The sequence below is a fragment of the Cedecea neteri genome (assembly GCF_000758325.1).
GTDB classification, from domain to species: Bacteria; Pseudomonadota; Gammaproteobacteria; order Enterobacterales; family Enterobacteriaceae; genus Cedecea; species Cedecea neteri_B.
Window position 1 is genome coordinate 4,553,525 of sequence record NZ_CP009459.1, and the last position, 13,159, is coordinate 4,566,683.

Consider the following 13,159-nt stretch of genomic DNA (forward strand, 5'->3'; position numbering starts at 1 on the left):
TCCGCCCGGCGAGGAAACGATCAGGCCTGCGCGTCGTTGTCTTTCGCGTCAAGCACGACTTCTTCCGGGCGCAGTATGCTGATAAGTTTGAAAATAAGGCTCAGGCCCACGCCGACGATGGTCGCCAGCGCCATGCCTTTCAGCTCTGCCGCACCGATGTGCACCTTCGCCCCGCTCACCCCGATGATCAGAATCACAGAGGTCAGGATCAGGTTTTGCGCTTTGCTGTAATCCACTTTGGATTCGATCAGCACGCGAATACCGGAGGCACCGATCACCCCATACAGCAGCAGAGAAACACCGCCCATCACCGGCACCGGGATGATTTGAATCGCTGCCGCCAGTTTACCGACGCAGGAAAGCAGAATGGCGATAATTGCCGCGCCGCCGATAACCCAGGTCGAATACACGCGGGTGATGGCCATGACGCCGATGTTTTCGCCGTAGGTAGTATTTGGCGTGGAGCCGAAGAAGCCGGAGAACACGGTTGAAATGCCGTTGGCAAACATCGAGCGGTGCAGGCCCGGGTCGCGAATCAGGTCTTTTTTCACAATATTCGCAGTGACCACAAGGTGGCCCACGTGTTCGGCAATAACCACCAGCGCCGCAGGCAGAATGGTGAAGATAGCGAACCATTCAAAGCGAGGTGTATAGAAGGTTGGCAGCGCGAACCAGTGCGCTTCGCGGATTGGCGTCACGTCTACCACGCCCATCGCGAAGGAGAGCGCATAGCCCGCCAGCACGCCGATGAGAATCGGGATAATCGCCATAAAACCACGGAACAGCACGGAACCAAACACCGTCACCGCCAGCGTCACCAGCGAGATAATAATAGTGGTGGAATCCGGGGATGCGCCTTCCGCAGGCAGCAGTCCAGCCATGTTGGCCGCCACGCCTGCCAGTTCCAGACCGATAACCGCAACAATCGCGCCCATTGCCGCCGGAGGGAACATCACGTCCAGCCAGCCGGTACCGGCTTTTTTCACAATCAGCGCCACGATGCAGAACAGCACGCCGCACATAATAAAACCGCCGAGCGCCACTTCATATCCCAGCGGCAGCAGCAGCAATACCGGAGAGATAAACGCGAAGCTGGAGCCCAGATAAGCCGGGATTTTGCCTTTACAGATGAACAGGTAAAGCAAAGTGCCGATGCCGTTAAACAGCAGTACCGTGGCCGGGTTGATGTGGAACAGAATTGGCACCAGCACGGTTGCGCCGAACATGGCGAACAGATGCTGCAGGCTCAACGGAATCGTTTGCAGTAAGGGCGGGCGTTCACTCACCCCAATGGCGCGGCGGGTCATGTTGTTTTCCTCTAAGTGTTTTTTTTAACGAACGGTGTTTGCTGCAATCAAAAAAAAGCCGACTTTCAAAGTCGGCTGATGAATCTTATTTGGTTCCGAATATCTTATCGCCCGCATCACCGAGGCCAGGAATAATGTACCCGTGCTCGTTGAGGCCCTGATCGATAGAAGCGGTGTACAGCTCCACGTCCGGGTGCGCTTTTTCCAGCGCGGCGATGCCTTCCGGCGCGGCAACCAGCACCAGCACCTTAATGCTGGTACAGCCCGCTTTTTTCAGCAGGTCGATGGTGGCAATCATAGAGCCGCCGGTCGCCAGCATCGGGTCAACCACCAGCGCCATACGTTCTTCTATATTAGAAACCAGCTTCTGGAAGTAAGGCACCGGCTGCAGGGTTTCTTCATCGCGGTAAACGCCGACGACGCTGATACGCGCGCTTGGTACGTTTTCCAGGACGCCTTCCATCATGCCAAGGCCAGCACGCAGAATTGGCACAACGGTAATTTTCTTGCCTTTGATCTGGTCGACTTCCACCGGGCCGTTCCAGCCTTCGATGGTGACTTTCTCGGTTTCCAGATCCGCAGTGGCTTCATAGGTAAGCAGGCTGCCTACTTCAGAGGCGAGTTCACGAAAGCGCTTGGTGCTGATGTCTTGCTCACGCATCAGGCCCAGCTTGTGTTTGACGAGTGGGTGTTTCACTTCCACGATCTTCATACTCTTTCTCCCCCGAGATAGTTGGCTACCACAAAAAAAATCGCCGGATTATACCGCTTTTTTGCCGCTGCGCTACAGCTAATGGGATGATCGAGATCAACCGGACTGGATTGAGTCTATCTCAGGAATTCTTTTCTTGCCGATGATAAGAGGCTCGCAAACGTTTGCCTGCACTGTTAGAATTGCCGCGTTTTTCTTATATACCACCCGTGGGGAACGAGCAGTGACCGATAAAACCTCTCTCAGCTATAAAGATGCCGGTGTAGATATTGATGCTGGTAACGCTCTGGTCGACAGAATTAAAGGCGTAGTGAAAAAAACCCGCCGCCCGGAAGTGATGGGTGGCCTGGGCGGTTTCGGTGCGCTGTGCGCGTTGCCTCAGAAATATCGCGAACCGGTCCTGGTTTCCGGCACCGACGGTGTGGGCACCAAGCTGCGTCTGGCTATGGATTTAAAACGCCACGACGCTATCGGCATTGATCTGGTCGCCATGTGCGTGAACGACCTGGTGGTCCAGGGCGCCGAGCCGCTGTTCTTCCTTGACTACTACGCCACCGGCAAACTGGACGTGGATACCGCCGCCAGCGTGATCACCGGTATCGCCGAAGGCTGCCTGCAGTCAGGCTGCTCACTGGTTGGCGGTGAAACCGCTGAAATGCCGGGCATGTACCACGGGGAAGACTACGACGTGGCCGGGTTCTGCGTCGGCGTGGTTGAGAAGTCTGAAATCATCGACGGGTCTAAAGTTGCCGATGGCGATGTCCTGATTGCGCTGGGCTCAAGCGGCCCGCACTCCAACGGCTACTCGCTGGTGCGCAAAGTGCTGGAAGTGAGCGGCACCGACCCGCTGACCACCGAACTGGAAGGGAAACCGCTGGCGGACCACCTGCTCGAGCCAACCCGCATTTACGTGAAAAACATCCTTGAACTGATTGAAAACGTGGATGTTCACGCCATCGCCCACCTGACCGGCGGCGGCTTCTGGGAAAATATCCCGCGCGTGCTGCCGGACAACACCCAGGCCGTGATCGCCGAATCTTCCTGGCAGTGGCCAGCGGTCTTCAACTGGCTGCAGCAGGCCGGCAACATCAGCCGCCACGAAATGTACCGCACCTTTAACTGCGGCGTGGGCATGGTCATTGCGCTGCCAGCCGCAGAAGCGGATAAAGCCGTTGAGCTAATGCAGGCCAAAGGTGAAAAGGCGTGGAAAATCGGTATCATCAAGGCATCTGATTCCGAAGAGCGCGTGGTTATTGAGTAATGAAACACATTGTGGTGCTGATTTCCGGTAACGGAAGCAATCTGCAGGCGATCATTGATGCCTGCCAGCAGAAGAAGATTAACGGCACCATCAGCGCGGTGTTCAGCAATAAGGCCGACGCGTTCGGCCTCGAGCGAGCCCGCGAAGCCGGGATCCCTACCCACGCGCTGGCGGCAAGCGAGTTTGCCAGCCGCGAGGCGTTCGATCGCCAGCTGATGCAGGAGATTGACGCCTACGCGCCGGACGTCGTGGTGCTGGCGGGTTATATGCGCATTCTCAGCCCGGCTTTTGTGGCGCGCTACAGCGGTCGCTTACTCAACATCCACCCTTCCCTGCTGCCGAAATACCCCGGTCTGCATACTCACCGCCAGGTGCTGGAAAACGGCGACGAAGAGCACGGCACCTCCGTGCATTTTGTCACTGACGAACTGGACGGCGGCCCGGTCATTCTGCAGGCCAAAGTGCCGGTATTTGAAGGGGATGATGAGGACGAAATCACCGCTCGCGTTCAGCATCAGGAACACGCGATTTACCCGCTGGTCGTGAGCTGGTTCCTCGACGATCGACTAAAAATGCGCCACAACGCCGCCTGGCTTGATGGTGTGCAGCTGCCCCCGCAGGGGCATGCAGCAGAATAATTTAACTAAAAAGGGCTTCGGCCCTTTTTTTGTGTCTGTCCCTCATAAAGTTGTCATGGTCAGATGAGAGAGTTTCATCTGCATAGTTGGACATTCTCCGCTAAAGCTCGCCATAATAACTGACGTGACGGTGACGGCATTGCCACGTCCACGAAAACGGAGTGTGAGGACTAATGGGTCAGGATAAGCTGTATATCGAAAAAGAACTGAGCTGGTTGTCTTTTAACGAACGCGTTCTGCAGGAAGCGGCGGACAAGCTCAACCCGTTGATTGAAAGGATGCGTTTTCTCGGCATCTATTCCAATAACCTCGATGAATTCTATAAAGTGCGTTTCGCCGAACTGAAGCGCCGCATTTTAATCAGTGAAGAACAGGGTTCTCCTTCCAACCAGCGCCACCTGCTGAATAAGATTCAGGCCCGGGTGCTGAAGGCCGATCAGGAATTTGACAGCCTGTATAACGAGCTGCTGCTGGAGATGGCCCGCAACCAAATCTTCCTGATTAACGAACGCCAGCTTTCCGAAAATCAGCAAAGCTGGCTGCGCAGCTATTTCAAGCATCAGCTTCGCCCGCACATCACCCCTATTTTAATCAACCGCGATACCGACCTGGTGCAGTTCCTGAAGGACGACTACACCTATCTGGCGGTCGAAATCATTCGCGGGGACAGCATTCGCTACGCGCTGCTGGAGATCCCGTCTGACAAAGTGCCACGCTTTGTGAACCTGCCGCCGGAAGCGCCTCGCCGCCGCAAGCCGATGATCCTGCTGGATAACATCCTGCGCTATTGCCTGGACGAGATCTTTAAAGGGTTCTTCGACTACGACGCGCTCAACGCCTATTCAATGAAGATGACGCGTGACGCCGAGTACGACCTGGTCACCGAAATGGAATCCAGTCTGCTGGAACTGATGTCCTCCAGCCTGAAACAGCGCCTGACCGCCGAGCCGGTGCGCTTTGTTTATCAGCGCGATATGCCGGATGCGATGGTGGAGATGCTGCGTGACAAGCTGACCATTTCCAACTACGACTCGATCATTCCCGGCGGGCGCTACCACAACTTCAAAGACTTTATTGGCTTCCCGAACGTCGGGAAAGCTAACCTGGTGAATAAGCCGCTGCCTCGCCTGCGCCACATCTGGTTTGATAAATTCCGTAACGGGTTCGACGCCATTCGCGAGCGCGACGTCCTGCTTTATTACCCGTACCACACCTTCGAACACGTCCTTGAGCTGCTGCGCCAGGCCTCCTTCGACCCGAGCGTGCTGGCGATTAAAATCAATATTTACCGCGTGGCAAAAGACTCGCGCATTATTGATTCGATGATCCACGCCGCGCATAACGGCAAGAAAGTGACCGTGGTGGTGGAGCTGCAGGCGCGTTTCGACGAAGAGGCGAACATCCACTGGGCGAAGCGCCTTACCGAGGCGGGCGTCCATGTTATCTTCTCCGCGCCGGGGCTGAAAATTCACGCCAAGCTGTTCCTCATCTCGCGTATGGAAGGCGAAGAGATTGTGCGTTATGCGCATATCGGAACCGGTAACTTTAACGAGAAAACCGCCCGTCTCTACACGGACTATTCTCTGTTAACCGCCGATGCACGCATCACCAACGAAGTGCGCCGCGTGTTTAACTTTATCGAAAACCCGTACCGCCCGGTGACCTTCGACTATCTGCTGGTGTCGCCGCAAAACTCGCGCCGCCTGCTGTACGATTTGGTCGATCGCGAAATCAAAAATGCCCAAAACGGGCAGCCTGCCGGGATCACGCTGAAGCTGAATAACCTGGTGGACAAAGGCCTGGTGGACAGACTTTATGCCGCGTCCAGCGCGGGCGTGAAGGTGAACCTGCTGATACGCGGCATGTGTTCGCTGATTCCAGAACTCGACGGGATCAGTGATAATATCCGCGTGCAGAGTATCGTTGACCGTTACCTCGAGCACGACCGGGTCTATATTTTTGAAAACGGTGGCGATAAAAAAGTCTTCCTCTCGTCAGCCGACTGGATGACCCGCAACATCGACTACCGTATTGAAGTGGCCGTCCCGGTCCTCGATCCGCGCCTGAAGCAGCGTATGCTGGATATCATTGATATCCAGCTGAACGACACGGTGAAAGCGCGCATCATCGACAAAGAACTGAGTAATCGCTATGTGTCGCGCGGCAACCGCCGGAAAGTGCGTTCGCAACTGGCGATCTACGATTATATTAAAACTCTGGAACAACCTGACTAACGCTCTCAGGCGAAGATAAAATTATGCCGATATCAAACCATGCTCCACGGCCGCAGGAATTTGCTGCGGTCGACCTCGGCTCGAACAGCTTCCACATGGTCATTGCCCGTGTGGTGGATGGCGCCATGCAAATCATTGGCCGCCTGAAGCAGCGCGTGCACCTCGCGGATGGCCTCGGGCCCGATAACAAATTAAGCGAGGAGGCCATGGAGCGTGGGCTCTCCTGCCTGGCGCTGTTTGCCGAACGCCTGCAGGGATTTGCAGCAGACAACGTGTGCATTGTGGGCACCCACTCGCTTCGCGAGGCCACCAATGCCGCGGAGTTTCTGAAACGCGCGGAGAAAGTGATCCCCTACCCGATCGAAATCATTCCCGGGAACGAAGAAGCCCGTCTGATTTTTATGGGCGTGGAACACACTCAGCCGGAGAAAGGCCGCAAGCTGGTGATTGATATCGGCGGGGGCTCCACCGAACTGGTGATCGGCGAAGATTTTGAGCCGATGCTGGTGGAAAGCCGCCGTATGGGCTGCGTCAGCTTCGCGCAAAACTTCTTCCCTGGCGGCGTCATCAGCCCGGAAAGCTTCAAGCGCGCCCGCATGGCGGCGATCCAAAAACTGGAAACCCTTGCCTGGCAATATCGCCTGCAGGGCTGGAAAGTCGCGATGGGCGCCTCGGGCTCCATCAAAGCGGCGCATGAAGTGCTGATTGAGATGGGCGAAAAAGACGGGATGATCACCCCGGAACGTCTGGACATGCTGCAGCAGGAAGTGCTGAAGTTTAAAACCTTCGATTCCCTGAGCCTGCCGGGCCTGTCCGAAGAGCGTAAAGCGGTGTTTGTACCTGGGCTGGCCATTCTGTGCGGCGTGTTTGATGCGCTTGCCATCCGCGAGCTGCGACTTTCTGACGGCGCACTGCGCGAAGGCGTGCTGTACGAAATGGAAGGCCGTTTCCGCCATCAGGATATTCGTATTCGCACTGCGCAAAGCCTGGCGGAGCAGTACCACATCGACAGCGATCAGGCTCGTCGGGTACTGGAAACCGTTGAACTGCTATACCAGCAGTGGGAAACACAGAACCACAAGCTGGCTAACCCGCAAATGGCCGCGCTGCTGAAGTGGGCCGCGATGCTGCACGAAGTCGGGCTGAGCATCAACCACAGCGGGATGCACCGCCATTCGGCCTATATTCTGCAAAACAGCAACCTGCCGGGCTTCAACCAGGAGCAGCAGGTGCTGATGGCTTCCCTGGTGCGCTACCACCGCAAGGCCATCAAGCTGGACGATCTGCCGCGCTTCACGCTGTTTAAAAAGAAACAGTTCCTGCCGCTGATTCAGCTGATTCGTCTGGCCACGCTGCTGAATAACCAGCGCCAGGCGACAACCACCCCGCCGACGCTGGTGCTGGAAACCGATGACAACCACTGGACGCTGCGCTTCCCGCACGACTGGTTTAGCCAGAACACGCTGGTGCAGCTGGATTTGGAGCGCGAACAGCTGTATTGGGAAAGCATGACCGGCTGGAAGCTGACCATTGAGGAAGAGGCCGAAGCGGCGCTCTCCGCCTGATTCACTCCATCAGTCCCCTGGCGTCTTCCGGCGCTGGGGGGCTTTGTTCTTCTACAAGGCTCTCCAGCGGCTGAGGCCGGCCAATCAAATACCCCTGAACATAATCCATGCCCATCGCCCGGACGGCATCTTTCAGCGCCTGCGTCTCCACATATTCCGCCACAACCTGCATCTTCTTCATTCTTGCCAGCTGGCAGATCGAACTCACCACCTGGTAATCCAGGCTGCTGGTTAAAATATTGCGGATAAAGCTGCCGTCAATTTTAAGGATGTCGGCACTCAGCTCTTTGAGGCGTGCATAGCTGGCATAGCCGGTGCCAAAGTCGTCGATAGCCACCCGACACCCCATGCGCTGCAGCATCTTCAGCGTTACATTGGCCTGTTCAAGGTTGGTTAAAGAGTGACTTTCTGTGACTTCAAAGACCAGCTGCCACGGCTCAATGCGGTACTTCGTCAGCAAATGCTGAACATCATCCGGAAGCTGGGCCTGGCACACTGAGGCGGGCGTCAGGTTAATGGCAAGCCGGCAGCCGGGCAAACTGTCGCGGTGCTTATCCATAAACTGCAGGGCGGCATTCAGCACCCAGCGGTCAATGCGGGATGAAAGCCCAAACTCATGGGCGACGGGCAAAAAGAGATCCGGCGATAGCAGTTCGCCTTTATCGCCACGCATCCGCAGCAGCACCTCGTAGTACGCGTCTCCCCGCAGCCCTTCAATACGCTGCGCCATCAGCACAAACAGGTCCTGGTCGAGCGCGTGCTGCAGGCGGTTCATCATTTCAACTTTGCGTTTGACCGCATTCTGAATGTGATTGGAGCCTTTTTGCTGCAGGCTTTCAGGCTGTTGCGTAGAGAGCGACACCCCGGCCATAGTGCTTAGCTCGCCGAGCAATAAGTAGAGATGGGACACCGGATGGCGCACAAAGCAATAGCTGATGCCGATTTGCGGCTGCAGCGGCATCCCGTCCCACATAAAGCGGAACCGTCGGGCGTGGGCGTACAGGGACTCAATTTTAGCCTGATGAGATTCATAATTGAGGCGCAGAGCGAGGTCGTGCCCGGAAAGGTTGTACACCCTCTCGCCGGGCGACAGCTGGCCGCGCAAATACTCTGCCAGCTGCTGTTTGTATTGAATGCGTAGCAAAACGCCGTAGTTTCGCCCCAGCAGCTCCAGCTCGGGAATCGACACAAACCCTAGCGCCGACCAGGGCGTATTCCCCAGGTCGCGAGATAACGCGCGTAGATTCGGCATCTGCATCATCGGATCGATAAACGCCACGCGGCGGGCTTTATAGTGCAAGAAGCGCTGTCGGGTGGTGACCGACGCCATTAAATAGATGGTAATGGAGAACACTGCATAACAGGACGACGCAATGGCCAAATGCAGCTGAAAGCCCATATCCGGCGGCAAGTAATTGTGGAAACCACCGCAGAGAATAATCAGCACCACGGTCCAGGCGTTGGTAATAAACAGAAAGCCGAAACGCATTGCTCCCCATAGCATCACGGGCAGAATAAGCGTCAGCGTGTAATCGGTATTAAAAATCGTTTTGTTCTGGCTAATCGGGTACAACAGCAGCCAAATAAGCAAACCGACGAGAGCCGCCCACAGCAACATCTCACTTCGCGTCACGCCCTTCTGCCGCTGCCCCCGCATACGGGACCAGAAGCTTTTGATAAAGCGCGGGTGCACTATCATTCGCAAAATAAAATAGAAGAACGGCAGCCCGGTTAATCCCCCACCAGCACGGCCTGGAAATTAATTAATGTCCGGGCGCTCCACGGCGTGGCGGACAGAATAGAAAAGCTCCGATCGTACCAGCCTAAAAATAACGCCAGTTCATAGAACACCAGAAATAGCGCAGCGTTTACCAGCACCAGCCAAAACATACGCTGAGCGGTGAGCTGAATCATGCCAAAGGTCACCGCGTTGCGTCGCGGCACAAAATAGCGGTAACAGCTCCAGCTGACCGTAATCGGCACGATAAAGTGTAAGACGGCCAGCAGCGCAACCCACCCGCCTTCCGAGGGCAGATAGCGAATCAGCAGCGCCAGAACAATGCCCGGAATAGCCGCGCGCCCAAACAGTACAATGCATGCAGTTAGCAGCGGGAGCGACATATAAAGCAGAAAAACTCTCCCGCCATCCAACACCGTTTGCGCGTTGAACGTTGCCACCAGCGGCAATAGAAGGCTGGGGAGAATCAGGGGCAGTGCCCACCATTTATTTTTTGATTTTTTATACCAGCTAACCAGTTGCATACTTCTTCGCCAAAACCCCTGTTCCTCTTCGGGTATCTCCCGGATATCCTTTCCGGTTAGTTACGGCCCATCTTCCGTTTGTACGGGGGGCAAATTTTAGTTCGCTAACATTAAGAATAATTGATGCATATCAGTATCAATTCAATGAATCACTGCTGAGGTAAAATTCAGACTGAATATGATTCATATTAGTTCACAACAAATTCACCTCATGAATGAAATGCCCATGAATCATTCATTCAGGCCGTTTTTACATGATGAATAATTGACCTGAGGGGTTCAGTGTGACTAAATAGCCCCGTCGCCCGCACTGCCGGGCCAACTTCAAGGACCCCTGCGTGACACAGGTTACGACTATGCAAAGACGAAACCGTTTCAATAATCGCATGACCCGCATTATTCTGCTCATCAGTTTCCTGTTCTTTTTTGGTCGCTTTATTTATTCCTCTATCGGGGCCTGGTACCACCATCAGGATAAAAAAGCAGAAACCCAACAAAGCAGCCAGCAGGTGGACAGCGCTAACCGCTAGTCCGTCGGTTCCCCCGCGCGCTCTTTCCGTTTCTTATCACTTGTTCAAAAATGCTCAAGCGACCCGTTTGTTGGCCCCTCGCCTTGACCTAAAGTTAACTTGAGGTTGTAAAGTCACGCCATCAAAAACAGCTGAACAGGCACAGTATGGAACAGATTGATGTAGGCTTTACTCACGTCGCCTTTATGGTGAAGGATCTGGATAAAAGCGTCGATTTTTACCTCCGCTATACCGCTATGAAAGTGATTCACCAGCGAGAGCCCAACCTGCCGGACGCGCGCAAGGTTGCCTGGCTAAGCGATCGCACCCGACCTTTTGCGCTGGTGCTGGTACAGGCAGACAACAACACCGACACGCCACTGGGGAATTTTGGTCACCTGGGCGTGGCCTGCGCAACCAAAGAAGAGATTGATCGCAAGACGGAAATGGCGAGGGCCGAAGGCGTGCTGCGCAGAGAACCAGAACAGCTCGGTGACCCGGTGGGTTACTTCGTGTTCTTTGCCGATCCGGACGGCAATACGCTTGAACTCTCCTACGGTCAGCGGGTTGGCATTGAGTCAATGTAACCGCCTGAGGGGCGGCAATAAACCGCCCTTTTCTGCCTTTATGCCGCTTCGCTCTTCTTCCCTTATTCTCTCTTTTTGCTTAATCATTTTATGTTCTAAGCATAGCTATTTATATTCCTATGGGCTTTAGCGGCGACGATTTACTCTCTGCTCAATTCAACGGTTAATTGCGGGCAGTGATAAGTTAAATGAGTGGCAGAGCGTCGGTCTATTTACATGAAGAACAGCGGGAATTTGTCAGTAAACTGCGGCGTTCGTGGCTGTGGCGCACGGAGCTGCCCACCTGGCTGCTGATTATCACGATTTATGGCGGCTGGTTTGCCACCGTAGCGTGGTGGAAAACCATTGGCCTCTTCCCGGCCACGCTGTTGCTCATCTGGTTAGCGACCTGGTATATGTCGCTGCAGCATGAGCTATTGCACGGCCACCCGACGCGCTTCCCGCGCCTGAACCAGCTGTTCGGGCTGATCCCCTTTTCTATCTGGTATCCGTACGGCACTTATCGCGACCTGCATCTTAAACATCACCAGGATGAAGATCTGACCGTGCCGGAAACTGACCCGGAAAGTTACTATTTTACCCGCCGCCGCTGGCAGCATTTTAGCGGCGTTCAGCGCCTGCTGGTGCGTCTGCGTAATACCTTCCCTGGCCGTCTATTACTGACGCCGGTCCTGACCATGCGCTGGACGGTGGTCAATATCTGGGACACTTTCCGCAGCGGCAATCGCCCGGCGATGGCGATGTGGACGGTACATCTGCTGCTGCTTATCCCGGTGCTCGGCTGGCTGGTGAAGCATGATTTTTCGGTGGTTTACTACCTGCTGGTCGTCACCTGGCCGATGCTGGCGATGACCAAGGTCCGCTCTTTCTTCGAACACCGCGCGGCGGAAGATCCTGAGGCCCGGACGGTGATTAACGAAGCAGGCATGTTCTGGCGTCTGCTGTTCTTGAACCTGAACTATCACTCCGTACATCACGATCTTCCAGGGATTCCGTGGTATGGGCTGCCAACCGTTTACCGCGCCTACAAAGAAGAATATCTGAAGCGGAACCAGGGCTTCTTTGTGAACGGCTACGGCGAGCTGATGCGCGAGCATCTGATTAAACCGATCCAGGTGGAAATCAACCCGTTCTTCCCGGACGGACGCCTGGCGCAGGACGCGGTGCCGCAGGAGAAAGCCCATGAGTAAGCTTATCTCGCTGCCAATGTACGACGTGCATCATCCGGACACCGAAGCGCTGTTAGCCGCCTTGCGCCTGCTGCTGAGCGAAGAAGGGCTGGACGGCGACAGTTTGATTTACAGCGAACCCGAAGATCGCCTGAACCACTGGCAGGAACCCAATCTTTTGCTCAGCCAAACCTGCGGTTATCCGCTGCGCGCCCTGCTGCCGAATGTGCAGGTCGTCGGTACGTTTCATTATCAGGCGGCAGGCTGCGAAGGATTTCACTACAGCAGCCAGCTGATTATTCGCGAAGCTGACGCGGGAAAAACGCTGGCAGATTTCCGGGGCAAACGCGTCGTGTGCAACAGCGACGACTCCCAGTCCGGCTATCACGGCCTGCGCAGCCTGGTTGCCCCGCTGCAAAAAGACGGGAAGTTCTTCTCAGACATCGCCTTTAGCGGCAGCCACCGCCAGTCGCTGGCGGAGGTACAGGCTGGCACGAGCGATATTGCCGCCATTGATGCGGTCACTCTCGCGCTGGTTGCTCGTCACGAACCGGAACGTGTATCAGGCCTGGTTTCAATCGGCACAACCGCACTGGCTCCGGGTTTGCCGATGATCACTTCGGCGCAAACTTCAGCGGTGGAACTGGCGCAACTGCGCCGCGCATTGAAACGGCTGGTGAGCGAGCCGCAGTGGCAAGACGTCAGGGAAGCGTTGCTGATAAAGGATTTTACCGCGACCGATCGGGATGATTATCAGCCGATTAGCGATGCGGCGCAGAAGGCTGCGGCTAGTGGTTTGGTGACGCTTTAGGTTACGGCTTTTTACCCTCACCCCGGCCCTCTCCCAGAGGGAGAGGGGGATCTGGTTAACCCCAACACTCTTTAGTCCCCTCTCCCCCGCGGGGAGAGGGTTAG

10 protein-coding genes and 1 pseudogene are annotated in these 13,159 nt (G+C 55.5%); 8 read left to right on the forward strand and 3 right to left on the reverse strand.

The window, feature by feature from the left end; translation table 11 throughout:
- Window positions 1-20: 20 nt before the first annotated feature.
- Both uraA and upp read right to left on the reverse strand, forming a co-directional pair.
- Entirely contained in the window at window positions 21-1,307 is a 1,287-nt protein-coding gene (gene uraA / locus LH86_RS21185; RefSeq protein ID WP_039296041.1) for a uracil permease, read from the reverse strand.
- A gap of 85 nt (window positions 1,308-1,392) precedes the next feature.
- Complete coding sequence (gene upp / locus LH86_RS21190; RefSeq protein WP_008459367.1) at window positions 1,393-2,019, reverse strand: uracil phosphoribosyltransferase; 627 nt, start codon at window positions 2,017-2,019, stop codon at window positions 1,393-1,395.
- Window positions 2,020-2,242: 223 nt separating this feature from the next.
- Between upp and purM the strand changes: the two genes are divergently transcribed.
- The 4 genes from purM to ppx all read left to right on the forward strand — a co-directional run bounded on the left by purM (window position 2,243) and on the right by ppx (window position 7,717).
- Window positions 2,243-3,280: a phosphoribosylformylglycinamidine cyclo-ligase gene (gene purM / locus LH86_RS21195; protein ID WP_039306456.1), complete on the forward strand. Its 1,038-nt coding sequence runs from the start codon at window positions 2,243-2,245 to the stop codon at window positions 3,278-3,280.
- Window positions 3,280-3,918 (forward strand): phosphoribosylglycinamide formyltransferase, encoded by a 639-nt coding sequence (gene purN, locus LH86_RS21200; protein WP_039305601.1) that lies wholly within the window; start codon window positions 3,280-3,282, stop codon window positions 3,916-3,918. The genes purM and purN overlap by 1 nt, the downstream gene beginning before the upstream one ends.
- Before the next feature lie 173 nt (window positions 3,919-4,091).
- Entirely contained in the window at window positions 4,092-6,152 is a 2,061-nt protein-coding gene (gene ppk1, locus LH86_RS21205; RefSeq protein ID WP_039305612.1) for a polyphosphate kinase 1, read from the forward strand.
- 23 nt (window positions 6,153-6,175) lie between these two features.
- On the forward strand, window positions 6,176-7,717 hold the full coding sequence (ppx, locus tag LH86_RS21210) for an exopolyphosphatase (protein ID WP_039305615.1): 1,542 nt from the start codon (window positions 6,176-6,178) through the stop codon (window positions 7,715-7,717).
- A 1-nt stretch (window position 7,718) separates the two neighbouring features.
- On the opposite strand, the pseudogene LH86_RS21215 reads toward ppx, so the two are convergent.
- Window positions 7,719-9,979: pseudogene (locus LH86_RS21215) on the reverse strand (EAL domain-containing protein).
- 356 nt (window positions 9,980-10,335) lie between these two features.
- Between LH86_RS21215 and LH86_RS22365 the strand changes: the two are divergent.
- The 4 genes from LH86_RS22365 (at window position 10,336) to LH86_RS21235 (ending at window position 13,055) form a co-directional block, all read left to right on the forward strand.
- Window positions 10,336-10,509 (forward strand): YfgG family protein, encoded by a 174-nt coding sequence (locus LH86_RS22365; RefSeq protein ID WP_034809523.1) that lies wholly within the window; start codon window positions 10,336-10,338, stop codon window positions 10,507-10,509.
- Between the two features lie 146 nt (window positions 10,510-10,655).
- On the forward strand, window positions 10,656-11,075 hold the full coding sequence (locus LH86_RS21225) for a VOC family protein (RefSeq protein ID WP_008459377.1): 420 nt from the start codon (window positions 10,656-10,658) through the stop codon (window positions 11,073-11,075).
- Between the two features lie 188 nt (window positions 11,076-11,263).
- Window positions 11,264-12,265 carry a fatty acid desaturase gene (locus LH86_RS21230; protein ID WP_039305618.1) on the forward strand — a complete coding sequence of 334 codons (1,002 nt, stop codon included), beginning with the start codon at window positions 11,264-11,266 and terminating at the stop codon, window positions 12,263-12,265.
- On the forward strand, window positions 12,258-13,055 hold the full coding sequence (locus tag LH86_RS21235) for a phosphate/phosphite/phosphonate ABC transporter substrate-binding protein (RefSeq protein WP_039305622.1): 798 nt from the start codon (window positions 12,258-12,260) through the stop codon (window positions 13,053-13,055). Before LH86_RS21230 ends, LH86_RS21235 begins: the two co-directional genes overlap by 8 nt.
- The last annotated feature ends 104 nt before the right edge of the window (window positions 13,056-13,159 follow it).